The 21,752-nt window shown below is 58.8% G+C and carries 16 protein-coding genes; 11 read left to right on the top strand and 5 right to left on the bottom strand.

The genetic code is table 11. The features are described from left to right. The 3 genes from F2P67_RS08390 to pncA are packed head-to-tail and all read left to right on the top strand — an operon-like array spanning position 1 to position 1,964. Complete coding sequence (locus tag F2P67_RS08390) at positions 1-525, top strand: RNA polymerase sigma factor (protein WP_343045149.1); 525 nt, start codon at positions 1-3, stop codon at positions 523-525. Beyond that, entirely contained in the window at positions 525-1,283 is a 759-nt protein-coding gene (locus F2P67_RS08385) for an anti-sigma factor family protein (protein WP_166219344.1), read from the top strand. The genes F2P67_RS08390 and F2P67_RS08385 overlap by 1 nt, the downstream gene beginning before the upstream one ends. Before the next feature lie 51 nt (positions 1,284-1,334). Further along, positions 1,335-1,964: a bifunctional nicotinamidase/pyrazinamidase gene (gene pncA / locus F2P67_RS08380; protein ID WP_166219342.1), complete on the top strand. Its 630-nt coding sequence runs from the start codon at positions 1,335-1,337 to the stop codon at positions 1,962-1,964. A gap of 21 nt (positions 1,965-1,985) precedes the next feature. On the opposite strand, the gene F2P67_RS08375 is transcribed toward pncA, so the two are convergent. Together F2P67_RS08375 and F2P67_RS08370 are read right to left on the bottom strand one after the other, a co-directional pair. Further along, on the bottom strand, positions 1,986-3,287 hold the full coding sequence (locus F2P67_RS08375) for an ATP-binding protein (RefSeq protein ID WP_166219340.1): 1,302 nt from the start codon (positions 3,285-3,287) through the stop codon (positions 1,986-1,988). A 4-nt stretch (positions 3,288-3,291) separates the two neighbouring features. Then, positions 3,292-3,993: a response regulator gene (locus tag F2P67_RS08370; protein ID WP_166219338.1), complete on the bottom strand. Its 702-nt coding sequence runs from the start codon at positions 3,991-3,993 to the stop codon at positions 3,292-3,294. A 185-nt stretch (positions 3,994-4,178) separates the two neighbouring features. On the opposite strand from F2P67_RS08370, the gene F2P67_RS08365 reads away from it, so the two are divergent. The 3 genes from F2P67_RS08365 (at position 4,179) to F2P67_RS08355 (ending at position 9,164) form a co-directional block, all read left to right on the top strand. Beyond that, on the top strand, positions 4,179-5,336 hold the full coding sequence (locus F2P67_RS08365) for an efflux RND transporter periplasmic adaptor subunit (protein WP_166219336.1): 1,158 nt from the start codon (positions 4,179-4,181) through the stop codon (positions 5,334-5,336). Positions 5,337-5,351: 15 nt separating this feature from the next. Further along, positions 5,352-8,450, top strand: a complete 3,099-nt coding sequence (locus tag F2P67_RS08360; RefSeq protein WP_166219334.1) for an efflux RND transporter permease subunit — start codon at positions 5,352-5,354, stop codon at positions 8,448-8,450. 72 nt (positions 8,451-8,522) lie between these two features. Next, complete coding sequence (locus F2P67_RS08355; RefSeq protein WP_166219332.1) at positions 8,523-9,164, top strand: DUF1345 domain-containing protein; 642 nt, start codon at positions 8,523-8,525, stop codon at positions 9,162-9,164. Between the two features lie 55 nt (positions 9,165-9,219). Here the strand turns inward: F2P67_RS08355 and F2P67_RS08350 are convergent, their stop codons facing one another. Together F2P67_RS08350 and F2P67_RS08345 are read right to left on the bottom strand one after the other, a co-directional pair. Then, a complete protein-coding gene (locus tag F2P67_RS08350; protein WP_166219330.1) occupies positions 9,220-11,760 on the bottom strand; it encodes an autotransporter outer membrane beta-barrel domain-containing protein in 2,541 nt (846 codons plus the stop codon). 240 nt (positions 11,761-12,000) lie between these two features. Next, positions 12,001-14,814, bottom strand: coding sequence for a hypothetical protein (locus F2P67_RS08345; protein WP_166219328.1), 2,814 nt, complete (start codon positions 14,812-14,814; stop codon positions 12,001-12,003). A 251-nt stretch (positions 14,815-15,065) separates the two neighbouring features. On the opposite strand from F2P67_RS08345, the gene F2P67_RS08340 reads away from it, so the two are divergent. The 5 genes from F2P67_RS08340 (at position 15,066) to F2P67_RS08320 (ending at position 20,425) form a co-directional block, all read left to right on the top strand. After that, entirely contained in the window at positions 15,066-16,094 is a 1,029-nt protein-coding gene (locus F2P67_RS08340; protein WP_166219327.1) for a LacI family DNA-binding transcriptional regulator, read from the top strand. A gap of 175 nt (positions 16,095-16,269) precedes the next feature. After that, the gene (locus F2P67_RS08335) at positions 16,270-17,052 is read left to right on the top strand and encodes a sugar phosphate isomerase/epimerase family protein (RefSeq protein ID WP_166219325.1); all 783 of its coding nucleotides are present in this window, start codon (positions 16,270-16,272) and stop codon (positions 17,050-17,052) included. Further along, positions 17,045-18,079, top strand: coding sequence for a sugar kinase (locus F2P67_RS08330; protein ID WP_166219323.1), 1,035 nt, complete (start codon positions 17,045-17,047; stop codon positions 18,077-18,079). Before F2P67_RS08335 ends, F2P67_RS08330 begins: the two co-directional genes overlap by 8 nt. Before the next feature lie 56 nt (positions 18,080-18,135). After that, positions 18,136-19,431 (top strand): MFS transporter, encoded by a 1,296-nt coding sequence (locus F2P67_RS08325; protein WP_166219321.1) that lies wholly within the window; start codon positions 18,136-18,138, stop codon positions 19,429-19,431. Positions 19,432-19,447: 16 nt separating this feature from the next. After that, positions 19,448-20,425 carry a 2-hydroxyacid dehydrogenase gene (locus tag F2P67_RS08320; RefSeq protein ID WP_166219319.1) on the top strand — a complete coding sequence of 326 codons (978 nt, stop codon included), beginning with the start codon at positions 19,448-19,450 and terminating at the stop codon, positions 20,423-20,425. Positions 20,426-20,552: 127 nt separating this feature from the next. On the opposite strand, the gene F2P67_RS08315 is transcribed toward F2P67_RS08320, so the two are convergent. After that, positions 20,553-21,740, bottom strand: coding sequence for a pyridoxal phosphate-dependent aminotransferase (locus F2P67_RS08315; RefSeq protein ID WP_166219317.1), 1,188 nt, complete (start codon positions 21,738-21,740; stop codon positions 20,553-20,555). Between the last annotated feature and the right edge of the window lie 12 nt (positions 21,741-21,752).

Here is a 21,752-nt window from a genome sequence, read left to right as displayed (position 1 = left end):
ATCGTCAACGATCAGGCATTCAGAGCGGAACTCGGACAGCACCTGGCGCGACTGTGGCGCTACGGTCTGTTGTTGTCGCGCAATCGGCACGTCGCCGAGGATCTGGTGCAGGCCACGTGTGTGCGGGCACTGGAGCGCTGCGCGCAGTATGCCGCCGGCACGCGCATGGATCGCTGGCTGTTGAGCATTCTGCATTCGATCTGGCTCAACGAAGTGCGCGCGCGGCGTGTGCGTCAGGGCGCGGGGCATGTGGAGGCCGATGCGCATCTGGCATTTGATGGCGAATACGCAGCGCAGACTCACGTCCTGGCCGCGCAAGTCATCCGCCGCGTCGATGCGCTGCCGGAAACCCAGCGTGCGACGCTGTATCTGGCGTATGTCGAAGGTTTGTCCTACCGCGAAGTCGCCGACATCCTGCAAGTGCCGATCGGCACGGTGATGAGTCGCCTGGCCACGGCTCGCCTGAAACTCGCCGAATACCCGCCGCTGCAAGCCGTGCCGAAAACCACCGGAGGAGACCGTTGATGAACACACCTTCGGACGAGCAACTGGTGGCGTACCTGGACGATGAGCTTGAGCGCAACTACCGCGAACAACTCGACGCCGCCATCGCTGAAGACCCCCTGCTCAACCTGCGCGTGCAATGGCTGCAGCGCAGCAATCTGCCTTACAAAAACGCTTACGACGAACTGGCACAACAGGCGCCACTGGAGCGTTTGCAGGCACGCCTGGATGCCATGCCCTCCCCCGAGCGTCCGGGCCTGAGCCGGCGGTGGTTTATCGGCGCTGCTGCGGCAGCGCTGGTGGCCGGCGGTGTACTGGCCGACCGTTTATACCTCGGCTGGCAGGTGCAGCAAACGCAAAACTGGCGTTCGCTGGTCGGCGATTACATGGCGTTGTACGTGCCGCAGACGCTGGATCACTTGCCGAACGATGAAGCGACCCAACGATTGCAACTGCGCGACGTCGATACACGCCTTGGCCTGAATCTGTCGCCCGCTGCGTTGAAATTGCCCGGGGCCGAATTCAAACGCGCGCAGTTGCTGGAATACGATGGGGTGCCGATCGCCCAGATCGTTTATCTGGATGCTCGCAAGACGCCACTGGCGCTGTGCGTCACGCGGTCGAACAGCGGCCCTCGACCGTTGCAACACGAACAGCAGCATGAGATGAACGTGGTCTATTGGAGCGAGCACGAACATGCGTGGATGTTGATCGGCCATCAATCAACCGGCGAGTTGCAAGCCAAAGCACAATTGTTGAGAAGTCGTTTAACCGGCTGAATCCGGTTGAACTAGGCTGGTTTACGTCAACTTCTAGAGAGCTCTTCACCGATGCCGATTTCGTCCCGAACTGCATTGCTGGTCATTGATGTTCAAAACGACTTTATTCCCGGCGGCAAGCTGCCCGTACCAGAGGGTGATCTGATCGTACCGCTGATCAACGATCTCGCCCGCCGATTCAAGCAGGTGATCATTGCGCAGGACTGGCACCCGAGCGGCCACGCCTCGTTCGCCTCCAGCCATCCTGGGCGCAGTCCGTACGACATCATTCAATTGCCTTATGGCGAACAGACACTGTGGCCCGACCATTGCGTGCAGGGCAGCGCCGGAGCCGAATTTCATCCGCAGCTGGATCTGCCACACGCGCAACTGATCATTCGCAAAGGCTGCAACCCTGACATCGACAGTTACTCGGCGTTTCTGGAAGCCGACCGCAAGACCACCACGGGACTGGCCGGTTACCTGAAGGAACGCGGGATCGACACGGTGTACATGGTCGGTCTGGCGCTGGACTTCTGCGTGATGTTTTCAGCCCTGGACGCGCGGGCAGCAGGGTTCAATGCGTTTGTGGTGCAGGACGCCTGTCGCGGGATTGATCTGGATGGATCGATGGCAGCCGCTTTTGAGCGGATGCAAGGCGCCGGGGTCGGGTTGATTCAGTCCGCTGAAGTCCCGACCTGACGGCATTTGCGCTGCGTTCAATCAGGTGGGGGTCGGCAACCACAAGCGGAACCGCGCCCCGCCGAGCGGTGAGGCCTCGACTGTCACCGTACCGCCCTGTGCTTCCAGCGCACGACGGCTGATGGCCAGGCCAAGGCCAAAACCGCCGGTGGCGCGATCGCGGCTGCGATCAAGTCGGTAGAACGGCTCGAAAATCCGCTCGCGCTCATCGTCAGGGATACCGATGCCGTCGTCATCCACCCAGATTTCGCACCCGGCAGGGTTGACCTGCACGCCAATCTGAATGCGTTTTTCGCAATAACGCATGGCGTTGCGCAGCAGGTTCTGAATCGCCCGTGCGGTCAGGCGCGGATCCAGCGCAAAGCGTTCGAGCTGACCGTGCAGCAGCACATCGATGACGATCTCCGGCGACTCCAGCTCTTCATCGACACTGCCCAGAATGCTGTCGATGAACTCGTCCAGTGACACGTCGACCTGTTCCGGCAACTGCGCCGGGTTCTGCAATCGGCTGTAAGACAGCAGCTCCAGCACCAATTCATCCAATTCGCGAATGTGCGCCACCAACCCTTGCAGGCGTTCACGACTGGAGGCCGGCAGATCATCCGACAGCGCCAGCGCCAGACCGAAATCCAGACGGGTCAGCGGCGTGCGCAATTCGTGGGACACGGCATTGAGCAAATCGCGCTGTTGATTGAGCAGGTTTTCGATGTCGCCGGCCATGGTGTCAAAGACATTGGCGAGACTGCCGATGTTGGAACTCGGCGCAATCTGCGTGCGCTCGCTCAAGTGGCCCTTGCCGAAGCGCTCGGCGGTGCCCCGCAGGCGCTCCAGATCGCGCCAATGCGGCCGCAGCCACAACAACAGGCAGGCCAGCAGCGACGCGCCGATCAGCACGTTGATGCTCCAGTACAACAAATTGACGTCCATCGGATCCGGCGGCACCACCATCTGCACGGCCGTGGTGTTATCCAGCGGCGTCACCGCCAACGTGCGCCAGCCCCAGTCACCGATGCGCACCACATTCTCACCGCGCAGCAGGCGCTCGCGCTCAGGCGCGGAGAATTCGGCGTCATCGATGCGTGCCAGCACGATGTGCAAAGGCTGAAAGTCCTTGTCCATCGACGCCGCCAGCGCCGGCCATTGCTCCTCCGGCACTGCGCGAAACTGCCGGGTGATCAGCGATTGCAGGCCTCGGGAATAATCCAGGTTGTAGGTAACGAAGCGCTCCCGGAAGGCCATGACCACCAGATCAGGCACCAGATAAATCGCCGCGCTGTACGAAACGATGGTGACCAGATAGAGGCGAAACAGGATTCTGAACATTTGCTCAGCATTCCCACTCGGAACGGCTGAACAGGTAACCCTTGCCCCACACGGTCTTGATCTTGCGCGCTTCACCGGCATGATCGTCGAACTTGCGCCGCAGCTTGGAGATGGCCACGTCCACCGAACGGTCAGTGCCGTTGAACTCGATGCCGCGCAGGCGCTGCAGGATCTGATCGCGACTGAGCACTTCACCGGCATGCCGGGCCAGCACTACCAACAAATTGTATTCGCCGCTGGACAGCTCGACCGCCTGCTCGCGCCAGGTCACGGTGCGTTCCGACAGATCAATGCACAGATTGCCCATGACGATCCGGTCATTGACGGTCATTGGCTCGCCGAGGCTGCTGCGCCGCAGCAAGGTGCGCACCCGGGCCAGCAGAACGCGAGGTTCACAGGGTTTGGTCACGTAGTCGTCCGCGCCCATTTCAAGTCCCAGCACCTGATCGTGACTGTCATCGCGAGCGGTGAGCATCAGAATCGGCAGCGTGGCGGAATCGGCGCGCAGCAGGCGACAGACCTGTAGGCCATCAAGCCCCGGCAGCATCAGATCGAGAATCACCAGATCCGGCGGATTGACCCGCGCCCGCTCACGCACATGGTCGCCACGGCCAATGACGCTGACGGAGTAACCGTTGCGTTCGAGGTAGCTGGAAATCAGTTCGGCGAGGGCGGTGTCGTCTTCGACCAGGAGAATGTTGGGCATGGGTGTTCCAGAACAGTGCGGTGGCGACGCTTATCTGTCGCAATAAATTTCAAGGGCTAAAGGATATACGGCCTCACCCGTCCCTGAGTAAAACCCTTACACAATTTCACACAGCGCCTACAAAGCTTCACCGCTAACCTCGGCGACTGTCCGTAGGATGCGGGCATCAATATTGGGGGTTGTACATGTTTAAGAATCTGTTGGCCGGGCTCGGCCTGATCGCACTGGCGTTTTCGCTGAGTGGTTGCGACTCGTCCTCGACGGCCGAGGAACAGGCGCCACCGGCCACCGTACGGATTGAAACCCTCGAAGCCCATCCGCTGTCGATCAGCAGCGAACTCAGTGGCCGGATTGCCGCACCACGCATTGCCGAAGTCCGCGCCCGGGTTGCCGGCGTCGTGCTGCAACGCACGTTTCGTGAAGGCAGCGACGTGAAAAAGGGCGACGTGCTGTTCCGCATCGACCCGGCGCCGTTCAAGGCTGATCTGGACAGCGCCGAAGCCGCGTTGCGCAAGGCCGAAGCCAATGCATTCCAGGCCAGACTGCAAGAACAGCGCTACGCCCAGTTGATCGACGACAAGGCCATCAGTGCCCAGGACTACGACAACGCCCGCGCCAACGCCCGGCAAACCGCAGCCGACGTCGCCGCCAACAAGGCCGCCGTCGAGCGCGCGAAGCTCAACCTCGGCTATGCCACCGTGACTGCGCCTATTTCCGGACGCGTCGGTCGCGCACTGGTCACTGAAGGTGCACTGGTCGGTCAGAACGAAACCACGCCACTTGCGCTGATTCAGCAACTCAACCCGATCCACGCCGATGTTACGCAATCGACCCGCGAACTGAATGAACTGCGCCGCGCCTTCCGCTCCGGGCAGTTGCAGCAGGTCGGTCAGGATCAGGTCAAGGCGACATTGATTCAGGACGACGGCAGCCTCTATCCGTTGCCCGGTAAATTACTGTTTGCCGATATCACCGTCGATCCGGGCACCGGCCAGATCATTCTGCGCAGCGAATTCCCCAACCCCGACCTCGACCTGTTGCCGGGCAGCTTCGTGCGCGTGCGCCTCGAACAGGCAACAATCCAGAACGGCCTTACCGTGCCGCAACGCGCCGTGCAGCGCGACAGCGCCGGGATCGCACAAGTGCTGACGGTCGACGAACAAATGCGCGTCGCTCAGCAACCGGTGCAACTGGGCGCCGTGCAGAACGACCGCTGGATCGTCACCGGAGGCCTCAAACCCGGCGATCGCATTGTCATCGAAGGCCTGCAACACGCCCGCCCCGGCGAAAAAGTACAGATCGACGACACCCCTCTTCCACTTGCCCAGACCTCTGGTCAGTAAGCAGGACGCTTTTATATGCCGCAGTTCTTTATCGACCGCCCGGTATTCGCCTGGGTGGTCGCGTTGTTCATTCTGTTGGCCGGTGCACTGGCCATCCCGCAATTGCCGGTGGCGCAATACCCCGATGTCGCGCCGCCACAGATCGAAATCTATGCCGTGTACCCCGGTGCCTCCGCGCAGACCGTCGACGAGAGCGTGGTCAGCCTGATCGAGGAAGAGCTCAACGGTGCCGACCACCTGTTGTACTTCGAATCGCAAAGCAGCCTCGGCAGCGCGACGATCAAGGCCACTTTCCAGCCGGGCACCAACCCGGAACTGGCTCAGGTAGACGTGCAGAACCGCCTAAAGGTTGTCGAGTCGCGTCTGCCGCAAGCGGTGAACCAGCAAGGCCTTCAGGTCGAGAAAGTCTCTTCCGGTTTCCTGTTGCTGATCACCCTGACGTCCAGCGATGGCAAGCTGGATGACGTCGCGCTCAGTGATTATCTGGCGCGCAACGTGATGAACGAAATCAAACGCATCGACGGTGTCGGCAAGGCGCAACTGTATGGCGCCGAACGGGCCATGCGCATTTGGGTCGATCCGCAGAAGCTGATCGGCTTCAACCTCACGCCGGCCGACGTCAACGCCGCCATCGTTGCGCAGAACGCACAGGTTTCTGCCGGCAGCATCGGTGACCTGCCGAACCCGTCGACTCAGGAAATCACCGCGACCATTCTGGTCAAGGGCCAGTTGTCGACGCCGCAGGAATTCGCCGACATCGTGCTCAAGGCCAACCCGGACGGCTCGATCGTGCGCATCGGTGACGTGGCGCGCGTCGAGATCGGCAGTCAGGAATACCAGTTTGGCACCCGTCTCAACGGCAAACCGTCCACCGCTGTCGGCGTACAGCTGTCGCCGGGCGCCAACGCCCTGAGCACCGCGACGTTGATCCGCGCGAAGATGGATGAGCTGTCGCGCTACTTCCCGGCGGGCGTGGAGTACAAGATCCCATACGACACTTCGCCGTTCGTTAAAGTCTCGATCACCAAAGTGGTGTACACCTTGGGCGAGGCGATGCTGCTGGTGTTTGCAGTGATGTTCCTGTTCCTGCAGAACATCCGTTACACGCTGATCCCGACCCTGGTGGTACCGGTGGCGTTGATGGGCACGTTTGCGACGATGCTTGCGCTGGGTTTTTCGATCAACGTGCTGACCATGTTCGGCATGGTGCTGGCCATCGGCATTCTGGTGGACGACGCCATTGTCGTGGTGGAGAACGTCGAGCGGATCATGGCTACCGAAGGCCTGTCGCCCAAGGAGGCGACGCGCAAGGCAATGACACAGATCACCGGCGCCATCATCGGCATCACGCTGGTGCTGGTAGCGGTGTTCATTCCGATGGCGTTCATGCAGGGTTCTGTCGGGGTCATTTACCAGCAGTTCTCGTTGTCGATGGCGACTTCGATCCTGTTCTCGGCGTTCCTCGCACTGACCTTGACCCCGGCGCTTTGCGCCACGTTGCTCAAGCCGATTGCCAAGGGCGAGCATCACGAGAAAACCGGATTCTTCGGCTGGTTCAACCGCCGTTTCGAGCAACTGACCGATCGGTATCAGGGCTGGGTCGGTTATGCGCTGAAACGCACAGGCCGCTACCTGCTGATTTATGGCGTTTTGCTGGTCGGTCTGGGCCTGTGCTTTGCGCGACTGCCCTCCTCGTTCCTGCCGGTGGAAGATCAGGGTTACACCATTACCGACATTCAGTTGCCACCGGGCGCAACCAAAAACCGCACAGTGCAAGTCGCCGAGCAGTTCGAAGCGCACAACGCCGGCGAACCGGGGATCAGCGACAGTGTGGTGATTCTCGGCTTCAGCTTCTCCGGCAGCGGCCAGAACGCCGCACTGGCGTTCTCCACGCTCAAGGACTGGTCGCAACGCGGCAGCGATGACTCGGCAAGCTCGATTGCCGACCGCGCCAACGTCGCACTCAGTCAGATCAAGGACGCGGTGGCCTTCGCCGTGCTGCCGCCTCCGGTTGACGGCCTCGGCACCTCCAGTGGTTTCGAGTTCCGCCTGCAGGATCGCGGTGGACTGGGCCACGCGACCTTGATGCAGGCGCGTACCGACTTGCTCGCTGCCGCCGAGAAAAGTCCGGTGTTGATGAACGTACGCGAGAGTGCCCTGGCCGAAGCGCCACAAGTGCAACTCGAGGTGGATCGCAAACAGGCCAATGCTTTGGGCGTTTCGTTCGCTGACATCAGCAACGTGCTGTCCACGGCGGTGGGTTCCTCTTACGTCAACGACTTCCCCAATCAGGGACGCATGCAGCGCGTAGTGGTGCAGGCCGAAGGTGATCGACGCAGTCAGGTCGACGATCTGCTCAAGATGCACGTGCGCAACAACGACGGAAAAATGGTGCCGCTGTCGGCCTTTGTTCGCGCCACCTGGATTCAGGGCCCGGCGCAGTTGACGCGCTACAACGGCTACCCGGCGATTGCGATTTCCGGTGAGCCGACACCCGGTCACAGCACCGGCGAAGCCATGGCGGAAATCGAACGTCTGGTGGCCCAGGGGCCGAAAGGTCTGGGTCAAGAATGGACCGGCCTGTCGTTGCAGGAGCGTTTGTCCGGCAGTCAGGCACCGATCCTGCTCGGGCTGTCGCTGCTGATCGTGTTCCTGTGTCTGGCCGCGCTGTATGAGAGCTGGTCGATTCCAACGTCGGTGTTGCTCGTTGTGCCGCTGGGGGTGCTCGGTGCGGTGCTGGCGGTGACCTTGCGCGGGATGCCCAACGATGTGTTCTTCAAGGTCGGGCTGATTACCATCATCGGCCTGTCGGCGAAGAACGCGATCCTGATCATCGAGTTTGCCAAGAGCCTGTATGACGAAGGGCATGATTTGATTGATGCCACGCTGCAAGCGGCGCGTCTGCGGTTGCGACCGATTGTCATGACTTCGCTGGCGTTCATTCTGGGTGTGGTGCCGCTGGCAATTGCCACGGGCGCGAGTTCGGCGAGTCAGCAAGCCATCGGCACCGGGGTGATTGGCGGGATGATCACGGCGACGCTGGCGGTGATCTTTGTGCCGGTGTTCTTTGTTGTCGTCATGCAGCTTGTCCAGAGATTCACCAAGCGCGACTAACCAGAGTGGGAGCTGGCATGCCAGCTCCCATATGGCTAAGGTGTCTGAACCACCCTGGCCCATCGAGTCCCCATGCGCTTTCTCGCCCGTACTCACCCCCGCTTGTCCGCCGCTTTCCTGGTTGGCCTCGCCACCGGCCTGTTGGCTCCCGCCGATTCCATCGTCAGCAAAATCCTCATCGGCTGGAACGCCGGCGTCTGGACCTATCTGATCCTGATGTTCTGGCTGACAGCCCGGGCAAAAGCGCCGGACGTCAAACGCATCGCCGAAGTCGAGGATGAAAATGCCGGGCTTGTGCTGTTCGTCGTCTGCATCGCCGCTTTGGCCAGCCTGGCGACCATTACCGTCGAGCTGGCTGGCAGCAAGGACCTGGAAACCACCCGCAAACTCCTGCACTACGGTTTCACCGCACTGACGGTCATCGGTTCATGGCTGCTGATCGGGGTGATTTTCTGCGTCCACTACGCCCGGTTGTTTTACACCTGGGACGGCAAGGAACCGGCTCTGCGCTTTGCCGAAGGCCTGACAACCCCCAACTATTGGGACTTTCTGTACTTCTCGTTCACCATCGGCGTGGCGGTACAGACCGCGGATGTCGGCGTTGCAACGCGAGAGATACGCAAAATTGTGCTGGCACAGTCGTTGATCGGGTTTGTGTTCAATACAGCAATTCTGGGTTTCTCGATCAACATCGCCGCCGGGCTCTTCGGCTGAACGCACAAAAAAACGCCCCGGCATCTCTGCACGGGGCGTTTGTTGTTTCGGCGTATCAGAAGAAGTAACTGACTCGCAGGCTGCCACTCCAGTCCTGATTGACGGTGTTACCTTTGCTGCCTCCGACCTGACCGGAAACCTGCCAGTTGCGCTGTCCCGGCGTCCACTTCAGCCCCGCTCCATATTCGACCCCGCTGCTGGCACGATCGTCATCGAACCTGTCGTCATTGATCTTGACCCGGTTGGCTTTGACAAATTCATGATCGGCCCCCAGCGACAGACTCGGCTCAAGCAAACTGCCATTTTCAAGCGCGATGACTCGGCCGCCCCTTACACCGACATTGCCCTGAAGCGAACGCATGGTGTCGGCTTCGACCTCAAGGCCGTTGTCCAGGCGATAACTGTCGCTCTGGGTCGCACTGGTCGATACCCGGACCTGCGGCTCGACAAACCAGTTGTCTTTCAGGCGAATGTGCTTTCCGACCGCCACCGAACCGCTGGCGCCCAAAGCCTTGTAATCGCCCTTGGCTTGCGTACCGTCGCTCATGGTGACTTTGGCCTTGTTGTCGAACTGGTTGATCTTGGCCATGACGTTGACGAATACACCGCTTTCAACATCGTACGTGCTGCCGTAGACGCCTGCATTCAGACTGTCGACCGTCGCGCTGGAACCGTATTTGAGGTCCATATTGGTGCGGCTGGCGCCCACGAAACCACCGATGACCCACGCACGGCCAGCAATGTCCACCGTCGTATCGGCACCACCGGTGATGCCGTTCTGGTTTTGGGTGTAGCCGTCGCCGTAGGCATTTTTGACGTTGTACTGGTTGCCATACGTACGCACCCAGACGCTGTTGCTCAGCTTGGTCGTGTCACTGTCGCTGGCCGCGCGAAGCGAAGCATCAGGTTGGAGGCTCAATCCACGATCACCGATCTGGTCGCTGAGCATGTTCATTTCCGCATTCAATACACTGCGGGCACTGCCAGCCAACGCCAGGGCGGTATTGGTCGAGGTGCTGACAGTTTCCTTGTCGGGGTTGAGGTACAGACCCTGCCCTTCCTGCTTCAGTCGGTAAACGAATGTGCCGGCATCCACCGTGTCTTTATTGGCCAGAGTAAAAGTAGCGGTGCCGGCGGCAATATTGCCGACTTTCACCGGTTCTGCGGTAACTGGCGTCGTTCCGGTGGCAGAGACAAGCAATTGATGCTGACCGCTTGCAGAGCCGGTCACGTTCAGGAAGTCAGTGCTGCCAGTCCCGAGATCGGTGCCCATCGCGAAGGTGCCTTTACCTGTGAGATTGCCGATATTCAACTGCTGGAACTGCTCGTTAGTGCCCATTTGCACGACACCGTTGTTCATGCCCAGTTGTTGCACCGTGCTGTCACCGGTCATGACCCATTGCGCAGCATTGCTGATAGTCAGGTTACCCGAGTTGTTGATCTGGCCCGTGAGCACCGAACTGTTGTCCAGCAGCACGCTGCCGTTGGTATCGCTGGTGACGTTACCGGTCAGATTGCTTGCATTGTTCAGCGAAAGGCTGGCGATGTTATCGACGTTGCCGTTGATGACCGAACCGTGGTCCAGGCTGACAGCGGCCGCTGTTCCCGCGACGGCCTCTACGTTGCCGTTCAAGGTGGCGCCGGTATCGAACCTGGACTGGGTGACGTTCAGTAGATTGCCGTTGAGCGTTGCGCCGTTCTTCATCAGCAGTGCAACCGTACTGCCGGTCTCGGCAATCACATCGCCGGTCAGGGTACTGCCATCGACGTTGAAGTTGGCAGTCGAGCGGTTGATGGCCTTTAACACCGAGCCATTGCCGCCGATCAGTTCAGAATTTCCGCTGACATTGATGGTGGCAACAGTACCGGCACTGCCGGAGGAGCCCAGTACAATGGCCGACCCTGTGCCGCCGGTCACGCGGGTGTTGTTGAGCGTCACGGTGCTGGCATTGACGCCTGTCAGATCAGTGACGATCTGCAACCCGTCCTGCTCTCCGGAAAGAGTGCTGCCCGTAGCCGAGAGTGTTGCACCGCCCAATTGCACGCCGTAACTGGTCACACCGGTACCACGAATGGTCGAGTTTTCAACATTCAGAACCGCGAAACCCACGGCGTTCGCACCGCCGGGAAGTCCCGTAATCGTACTTCCGCCTTTAACGGTCGCACTGGAGGAGACGGGAGTATTTTGATTGCGACCTATCAGAAGGCCAAAACTGTTGGAACTGGTGACCTTTGTCTGGTTGTCGATCGTGGCGCTACTGTCGATCAGTTGGATCGCCCCTCTGCCGCTCGTGCTTTCAACAATGGCTCCAGAAAGGGATAGGGCAGAATTGCTGGCATCGATTCTCTGGCTCTTGCCGCCGTTGAAAACGACACTGGCATCTGCTGCACTAACGGTCAGCGCTTCAGCATTGATAATAGACAACGTCCCCCCACCAGACACCCCCCATACTTCGGGAGCAGGTGGATTGGTCACAACTGCACTTTCGCCGGGTAGTAGAATTCGACTGTAGGCCTGTGGAGAGGATGCGATTGCGACCGCAATGATCAATCCTTTGATCGCTAAAGGGTGTTTTGAATTGGAAAACGACGACATAGAGACTTCCTCGAGTGCACAAATTACTGAAGCCGGTTACTGGCAAAATCAAAGCTTGCCAAAAACGTCCGACAGCCTAATGAGAAAAGCGAAAGACTTATGTAGGAAAAGTCTTCTTTGCTTGAGGAATTGGCCTCGATGGTAGGGTTCATGACGGCCTGATCTTCCAGAGTCTAAAAAAAGCCGCAAGAAGGACAGTAGAGCCCACTTGCGGCATAAACACTTATATCCATTGACTAATTAAGGCGCGGCTGGAGCTGCAGTGCCGTCGCAATAATTTCTACTTGTACTGATCGTATCGATCTCCCTGACGAAAGGCACAGAGCTTTGCTCACCATTGATATCCGTTGTATACCAATACTTGGCGTAAGATACCGCTCCTTTAAAGGGTTGCGCGAGCTTGAATATCGCAGGATTAGTACCCGTTAGCGCAAAATCAGGCACGTCGGCAGCTTTAATAATGTAATCTGCAGAAACGCGTGTATTGGGAATTAAATCAGTTCCTGTCGAATTCCTGTGCGCTTCAAAAAACACTTTGATCGTTTTACCAGGCGGCAACAGTGGGGTCTTCGGAATTTCCAGGCCCAGATTGTATTCCTTGGTCGGGCTGTCCATCGCAAAACATTCAACGAAAGGACGCTTAATCTCATTACGGATCCTGACCGTCGGCAGGGGTAAAGGAATGGAGGGTCCTGCCACCAGCACCGTTTCTTCCCTAGACCGCATGATATTTTTGTCGTCGCCTGATTTCTGAATTGTCCAACGAGCCTTGACACTTGGAGTGGTAAGACCGGCAACTATGCGAGCTGGAATTGGAACTTCAAACTCCGTTTCGTCTACGAATGGAGCATAGTCGTCGAGAGCCACTTCATTGATATAGCACTTCGCCGTCTGGTCCGGAGTAATCGGTGGATCAGCGAGTTTGAATTTCACTTTGAATGTAGCAGGTTTATCACGATCACCGGGCAGCAAACTGTTAACAGTGCCGGAGGCGCCAGTAACCACCGGCAACTCCATATTTCGATTGGTCAAGTCCGGAAGATCCGGATTTTCCGGGCCGGCGTGGTCAAATGCCAGTATGAAGATAGCATCTGGTGACTCAACATCCGGCGTCATCCCGGTACGAGTGATCGTGGACTTGATCATGATGCGCTTTGGTTCATCGGCTTTGTCGAATATCTTAGCAAGGTCATCGTAAGAAAGATCGAACGTCAGATTCCCACCCGTCCAGGTTTGTGGATCCAGCTCCTTGAAAAGAGTCGCGTCGTCAGCATCCTCAATAGTCAAGAAGATCTCGTCGCCTGCCTCCGCGCTGTCGATGGAGGCACTTTCCACGATGGCAGAAATTCCGCCGGCCACATCATCCAGATATAGCGATTTGCTGTAGTTCGGATCGGTTTTTGGCACCAGCGGAGCTTTATTCAATATAGGTTTTTGTGCGAGGTTCAACGTCAAAAAGGGCGCCGGCGCGGACACCAGGCTAGGGTTACCTACAACGTCGTAATACCGTTGAACGATATTGACGCGCCCTTTGGGAGGAAACTTGCGTAGCTCACTATTCGGAAACGTAATTGCACCATTATTGGGTACGGTATCGTAGTAGACCTCAACCGACTGGCTACCGGCCCGTAGCGACACTTGGATCTCATCGTCAGGACGACGCTCGTCGTAACCGACATTCACAGTGAGATTTACATTAGCGTTTGCAGCCATCCATGCTTCATTGACAGTAACCTGCGGATCAGCAGGCTTATTAACAAATACGGGAGGCGGAGTAGGCTTTTCTTCTCTGCGTGGATCTTTTGTACTGAAAGGCGCGGTCTGATCGATGAGGACGTCAATAATATTAGAGGGATCCTCAATACCACCACCGCCTTTGTAGACTTTGATCTGTATTTGATACCCTGTAGGGCCAGCGGGTTTTGGCAGTTCGGTAAAATGGCTAGCAGGGATCGATAATGGAATTTTGCCTGCAGGTCTATCAGCAATAGGGCCAAGTTCGATCGTAGCAATCGATTTCAAAGTTTCGCCTTTAACTGCCAGTAGCACATCGAGTTCATCCCCATCCAGTTCATCAGGGGTACGATCAAGAATAACACTGACAGTCCCACTGTCCAGTACGCTCTTGGCGATTAGATTATCCACAAGCGTATCTATAGTAATGACCGAGAAAGGACCATTCTCTTTGATACCAGCGGAAAATCCTCTTGATTTTGGGGGTAATACTTTAAGTGCCATCTTCGTTTCTCCTTGTGTACTCAGGCCAGAAAGGCCACTTTCGCCGGGTGTGACTCTGTCTATCTTTAGCAAGTTTTTCTTTGACTGACCGACCAGCCGGTTATTTCTAAACAACTGCCAATAAACAAGCGCTGAATCATTATCAGGAAGAGGCTTAATATGGGGTTCGAACGGCACAACCAGTTTATATCCATTATTTATATCCGACCGTCGCAATATCTTGTCAAAAGTCCCGCGAGTACTTTCAACAGGATTGCCACTCCCATTCAGGCTCAAATAACCCAGCCAATGCACTTTGGCCATGTCGCCAGGCAAGGCGACACCCTTTGAAGCAGGAATGGCAACAGTTGCCCCGGAAGTTATTGGCGGAACCGTCTTGTTATTCAGATATCCCCAAATCGTGGCATGGGGAAAGTTTGCCTCCTCAAGGCCAAGAGGTAGGCTGTGATCAATAGTCAGTTTTCTGTCAGGCGAAGGATCCGGATTACCCCCTGACCCTTTCCATATTTTATAAGTCAAGAATACAACGCCATCATTTTCCAGATGCTTCGGCGTCAACGGAAAGTATAAAAAATCTGGTTGCGGCGGACTTAGAAATTCGGTGTAAAGCCTTTGTTCAACGCCGTTTCGAATGAGTGATATCCAAAGTTCATCATTGACTACAGGGCTATCCCAGTAACGAATTTTAATGCGAGTACCGTCGCGCAGAATGTCGAGGGGAACATGTCCTTCCTGGTCATTGTCGTCGACGCCTTCGACTGAAAGCCGCTCCGCCAATGTACCCGCATGTTCTCCAAATAACTTCTTCGCTGCCATCACTTTTCGCCCATTTAGTGTCGAGAGAACCGCGTAGAAACTTCTCTATTGGTCATAGGAGAATTAAGCGCTCGGTCATCGCACCTGCCTACTGTCAGATCTGACAGGTAAGGCGACCGTTCGTCGGGTATTCAAGCGTTGCGTGACATTCTCTACCGCGAAGTCCGCTTGACGAGGCCCCCGACAGTAGTGTTATCTGAAACCGGTTTCAGACCATTTGAAACTCATCCAACAAAAAGAAACCTCAAGCCATGAACGACTTCTCCGCCGCCCAGCGCAGCCGCGTCACCATGCTCGACGTCGCCGAACACGCTGGTGTATCCAAGGCCAGCGTTTCGCGCTTTATCGGCGATGACCGCGCGCTGCTCTCCGATGCCATTGCCCGACGCATCGAACAGGCGATTGCCGAACTCGGCTATCGCCCCAATCAAATGGCTCGCGGCCTGAAACGCGGCCGTACCCGCTTGATCGGCATGCTGGTGGCCGATATCCGCAACCCTTATTCGATTGCCGTGATGCACGGCGTGGAAACCGCGTGCCGTGCCCACGGATACAGCCTGGTGGTGTGCAACACCGACCGCGATGACGAGCAGGAGCGCCAACACCTGGCATTGCTGCGCTCGTACAACATCGAAGGGCTTATCGTGAACACCCTCGGTCATCACCGGGCTGAACTGGACGAGTTGAAACGGGAAATGCCGCTGGTGCTGGTGGACCGCAAGGTCGAAGGACTGGACAGCGATATGGTCGGCCTGAACAACCCGCAAGCCGTAGAAATGGCGCTCGCCCACCTCGAACGTCGCGGTTATCGCAACGTGTTGCTGGTCACCGAACCCTATGACGGCACCAGTTCGCGGATCGAACGGGTCGCCAGCTTTCAGGCACAGATTGCGCAGCGCCCTGAGTTGACCGGCTCGGTGCTGGAAACCGGCGACGCATTCGCGCAGCACGTTGAACACTTCCTGAACACGCCGGCTGATGGCCCCAAAGCACTGTTCTGCGCCAACGGCGTCGCGGCATTGACCTGCACGCGAGCGTTGCGCGAGATCGGTTGTCGGCTATTTGAGGATGTCGGTCTGATCGCGCTGGATGATCTGGATTGGTATCCATTGGTCGGCAGCGGGATAACCGCCCTCGCCCAGCCGACCGAGGCGATCGGCGCGCGGGCGTTCGAGTGTTTGCTCAAGCGATTGCGTGGCGACGCTGAGGCGGCGCGCAACGTGGATTTTGCGCCCGTCTTGGTCGAGCGTGGTTCGACCCATGGATTTCGTGGTGACTGATCCGGCCTCTTCGCGGGCAAGCCCGCTCCCACAGGTATTCGGGTGCACTCAAGGGTTGCGATCGCCCCTGCAACTGTGGGAGCTGGCTTGCCAGCGATGGGGCCAAAAAGAACAGTGCAGATTTCACCGCTATTTTTTTGAACAAAAATGAAACCGGTTTCAGAGGTCAATAACAATGAATAAACCTGCCGTTTCCATCAGCCTGTCCAGCTACGGCGCCGAGCTTGTGCGTCAGCGTGGTCAAGATTTCTTTATCGACGTGCTGGCCGCTGCAGGCGCTGATCGCATCGAATGGCGCGAAGAGCTGCTGACTCGCGAAGTCCCCGCGCAGTTGAGCGCCGCCACCGCCGCTCAGGGGCTGCAAAGCATCTATTCCTCGCCGACCGAACTGTGGCTCGCCGGCCAGTCACGGCCCAATGCTGAATTGATCACCGCCCTGCAACAGGCCGAGGCGTTCGGTTCGAAGTGGCTGAAAGTCTCCCTCGGCTACTTCACCGACAATTGTGATCTGTCGGTGCTCAAGCAACTGATCGGTAACAGCCCGGTGCAACTGCTGGTGGAAAACGACCAGACCCTGCACGGCGGGCGTATCGAGCCGTTTCAGCGTTTCTTCGCCGCTGTCGAGCAACATAATCTGCCGATCAAAATGACCTTCGACATCGGCAACTGGCAGTGGCAAGACCAGTCCGCCGCCAACGCCGCCCGCCTGCTCGGCCGCCACGTCGGCTATGTGCATTGCAAAGCCGTGGCGCGCCGTGCCGACGGCAAACTGGTCGCAGTGCCGCCCGCTGTCAGCGACCTGCATCTGTGGGAACAACTGCTGCGGCACATGGCCCAAGGCGTTATGCGCGCCGCCGAGTATCCATTGCAGGGCGCTGACCTGGTCGAGTTGACCACGGAGCACGTCGCCGCCCTCGCCCGTCTCGGCCAATCCCGTCTGGAGCCAGCTCATGTCTGAGATCGATATTCTGTCGTTCGGCGAAACCATGGCGATGCTGGTCGCTGAACAATGCGGCGATCTGGCCACGGTCGAGCAATTCCACAAGCGCATTGCCGGTGCCGACAGCAACGTGGCGATCGGTCTCTCGCGGCTGGGTTTCAACGTCGCATGGTTGAGCCGCGTTGGCAGCGATTCCCTCGGCCGTTTTGTCGTCGAGACCCTAATCAAGGAAGGTCTGGATTGCAGCCATGTCGACGTCGATAGCCGTCATCCAACCGGTTTCCAGTTCAAATCCCGTAACGACGATGGCAGCGATCCACAGGTCGAGTACTTCCGCCGGGGCTCGGCGGCCAGCCATCTCTCGCCACAATCGATCAAGCCGGAATTGCTCAACGCCCGGCACCTGCACGCCACCGGCATTCCGCCCGCGCTGTCGGCGACGGCGCGGGAGATGTCGTTCGAGCTGATGACCCGCATGCGCCACGCCGGGCACAGCGTGTCCTTCGACCCGAACCTGCGCCCGAGCCTGTGGGCCAGCGAGCGCGAAATGATCCGCGAGGTCAATCGCCTCGCCGCCCTCGCCCACTGGGTGTTGCCGGGGTTGAGCGAAGGTCGCTTGCTGACCGGGTTTGAAGATCCGGCGGACATTGCCGCGTTCTATCTCGACCAGGGCGCCGAAGCCGTGGCAATCAAACTCGGGCCGCAAGGCGCCTATTACCGCACGCAACTGGATCAGGGTTTTGTCGCTGGGGTACCGGTGGCCAACGTCGTCGATACCGTTGGCGCGGGGGATGGCTTTGCGGTGGGGATGATCAGCGCCCTGCTGGAGCACCAGAGCTTCCCCGAGGCGGTGCAGCGGGCGAACTGGATTGGCAGTCGTGCGGTGCAGAGTCGCGGGGATATGGAGGGATTGCCGACCCGGACTGAACTCTCGGCTGAATTCGAGGCCGCCTTCGCGAGCAAGTCGAATCGTCGCACCGCCGCTCCCACACTTGCAACGCGTACCAATGTGGGAGCGGGCTTGCTCGCGAATAGGCCCGCATAGTCACTCCCAAATCTGAACCCTGCTGCGACAAAAACAACAAGCTCAGGAGCAAGACCATGAAAACCGCAACCCTCGCCACCCGCCGCTGGTGGTACATCATGCCCATCGTGTTCATCACCTACAGCCTGGCGTATCTGGATCGCGCCAACTACGGCTTCGCCGCCGCGTCCGGCATGGCCGCCGACCTGATGATCACCCCGGGCCTGTCCTCGCTGCTCGGAGCGCTGTTCTTCCTCGGCTACTTTTTCTTCCAGGTGCCCGGTGCGATCTACGCGCAAAAGCACAGCGTGAAGAAACTGATCTTCGTCAGCCTGATCCTCTGGGGCGGCCTCGCCACGCTGACCGGCGTGGTCTCCAACGCCTACTGGCTGATCGTCATCCGTTTCATGCTCGGCGTGGTTGAAGCCGCGGTGATGCCGGCGATGCTGGTCTACCTGTGCCACTGGTTCACCCGCGCCGAACGCTCGCGGGCGAATACTTTTCTGATCCTCGGCAACCCGGTAACCATGCTCTGGATGTCGGTGGTTTCGGGCTATCTGGTGCAGCATTTCAGCTGGCGCTGGATGTTCATCATCGAAGGTCTGCCGGCGGTGCTCTGGGCCTTTATCTGGTGGAAACTGGCCGATGATCGTCCGTCCCAGGCCAAGTGGCTGAGCACGCAGGAAAAGCAGGATCTGGAAAGCGCACTGGCGGCCGAACAGGTCGGCATCAAAGCGGTGAAGAACTACGCCGAGGCGTTCCGTTCGCCGAAGGTGATCATTCTGGCGCTGCAGTTTTTCTGCTGGAGCATCGGCGTTTACGGCTTCGTCCTGTGGCTGCCGTCGATTCTCAAGGCCGGCGCGCAAATGGACATGATCGAGGCTGGCTGGCTCTCGGCCCTGCCGTATCTGGCGGCGGTGATCGGCATGCTCGCGGTGTCGTGGGGTTCGGACAAACTGCAAAAACGTAAACGTTTCGTCTGGCCACCGCTGTTGATCGCCTCGATTGCGTTTTACGGGTCTTACGCCCTCGGCGCCGAGCATTTCTGGTGGTCGTACACGCTGCTGGTGATTGCCGGCGCCTGCATGTACGCGCCTTACGGGCCGTTTTTTGCCATCGTCCCGGAGATTCTTCCGGCGAACGTGGCGGGTGGCGCGATGGCATTGATCAACAGCATGGGCGCGCTCGGCTCGTTCGGCGGCTCGTACCTGGTCGGTTATCTGAACAGTTCCACCGGATCGCCCGGTGCTTCGTATCTGCTGATGAGCGGCGCGCTGCTGCTGTCGGTGGTGCTGACGATTTTTCTCAAGCCCGGCGCCAGTGATCGCGTCGTCGCCAAAGCCGTCGTTGCACGTCCCGCGACGGCTCATTAATCCAGGAATTTCTTCAATGAAAAAACACGTCGTGTTGTACAAAAAACTCTCGCCCGCGTTGATGACGCGCCTGCAAGAACAATGCGAGGTAACACTGATCGAAAGCCTCGACGCACAAGGCCTGATGCAATTGCGCGACGCCCTGCCCCGTGCCGACGGTTTGCTCGGTGCGAGCCTGAAACTGGATGCGGCGCTGCTCGATCTGGCGCCACAGCTGCGGGCGATTGCCAGCGTTTCGGTGGGTGTCGACAACTACGACATCGACTACCTGAGCCGACGCAATATCCTCCTGACCAACACCCCGGACGTGCTCACCGAAACCACCGCCGACACCGGTTTTGCCCTGATTCTTGCTGCCGCCCGGCGTGTGGTGGAACTGGCGAACATGGTTCGCCACGGCCAATGGCAGCGCAACATCGGCCCGGCACATTTCGGCACCGATGTGCATGGCAAGACACTTGGCATTATCGGCATGGGTCGCATCGGCGAGGCATTGGCGCAGCGCGGGCATTTCGGTTTCGGCATGCCGGTGATCTATCACAGCCAGTCACGCAAACCAGCGGTCGAGGCGCGATTCGATGCGCAGTACCGCAGCCTTGAGGATCTGCTCCAGCAGGCGGATTTCATTTGCCTGACCTTGCCGCTGACCGCGCAGACCGAAGGATTGATCGGCGCCGAGCAGTTTGCATTGATGCGGCCGGAGAGCATTTTCATCAACATTTCCCGGGGCAAGGTGGTCGATGAGGCGGCGATGATCGAAGCGTTGCGCCACAAACGGATTCGCGCGGCGGGGCTGGATGTGTTCGAGCGCGAACCGCTGAATCAGGAATCGCCGTTGTTGCAGCTCGACAATGTGGTAGCGACGCCGCACATGGGTTCGGCGACGCATGAAACGCGCGAGGCGATGGCGCGGTGTGCGGTGGAGAATTTGTTGGCGGCGTTGGCTGGGGAGAAGCCGATGAATCTGGTGAACCCATCAGCTTGGCAGAGCTGAAACTCTCAGCGGTTGTACCGGCCTCTTCGCGGGCAAGCCCGCTCCCACAGTGGATTTATGAACACTGAATATCTCCTGTGGGAGCGGGCTTGCTCGAGAAGGGGCCAACACAAACGAAGCAATTGCATCAGGCACTGCGCGCCTGTAAAAGCTGCGCCGCACACAACGCGATCCGCGAACACGCATCCGCCAGCTTCACCCGATCCACCACCAGTCCAATACGAATATGCCCCGCCGCACTCGGCCCGAACGCCTCACCCGCCAGCACCGCAACGCCGTAACCCTCCAGCAGTTGCTCGGCAAACGCCTGCGCGCCAAGGCCGGTCTGGCGCACATCGACCATCACGAACATGCCGCCATCCGGGCGAATCGGGCACAGCCCCGGGCAGCCGCGCAAACGCTCGCACACCAGATCGCGGCGCAGACGGTACTCCTCACGCATCTGCGTCACTTCCGGCAAGTCTTGCTCAAGAGCAATTTGCGCGGCTTTCTGCACGAAATCCGGCAGACCGAACAGCATGCTCAGCGACAGATTCACCAAATGCTCCGCCAAAGGCTTCGGCCCGATCATCCAGCCGATGCGCCAACCGGTCATGGCGTGGGATTTCGACAGGCTGTTGATCGTCGCCGTGCGCTCGGCCATGCCCGGCAGGCTCGCCGGGCTGACGTGCTCGCCTTCGTACAGCAACTCGCTGTAGACCTCGTCGCTGATCAGCCACAAGTCTTGACGAATGCACAACGCCGCCAGCTCCTGCCAGATCAACAGCGACAGGCTTGCGCCGCACGGGTTGTTCGGGCTGTTGAGCAGCATCGCGCGCGTTTTCGGCGTGATCCGCGCCGCGACATCGGCCGGGTCGACGCGAAAGCCGTTCTCCGGACGCACCGGCACGGGCACCACGGTCGCACCGCAAGCGCCAAACACACCTTCATAGGTCACGTACATCGGCTCGGCGACGATGACTTCGTCGCCCGGGTTCAGCAGGCATTGCGCCACCGAATACACGGCGCATTGCGCGCCGGGCATGACAATCACCTGATCCGCCTCGACCACCTGACCACTGCGCCGCCGATGCCGCTCGGCGATCAGCTTGCGCAACGCCAGCCGGCCACGCACGTCGGAATAATGCGTATCGCCGGCCAGCAGACTGTCGATAGCCCCGTGAACAATCGGCAGTGGCGTATCGAAATCCGGGTCGCCCACCGACAACAACAGGACATCGACGCCCTCGGCGCGCAACTCCAGCGCTCGGTCGTGAATCTGCCAGGCAGAGGCTCCCTCCCCGGCGATTCGTTGGGTCAAGGCTGAATAGCGCATGTACGTCTCCTG

The organism is Pseudomonas atagonensis, from assembly GCF_011369485.1.
In the GTDB taxonomy this organism is placed as follows: domain Bacteria; phylum Pseudomonadota; class Gammaproteobacteria; order Pseudomonadales; family Pseudomonadaceae; genus Aquipseudomonas; species Aquipseudomonas atagonensis.
Note: the sequence above shows the minus strand (reverse complement) of the source record. Positions and strands in the feature narration are given on the sequence as shown.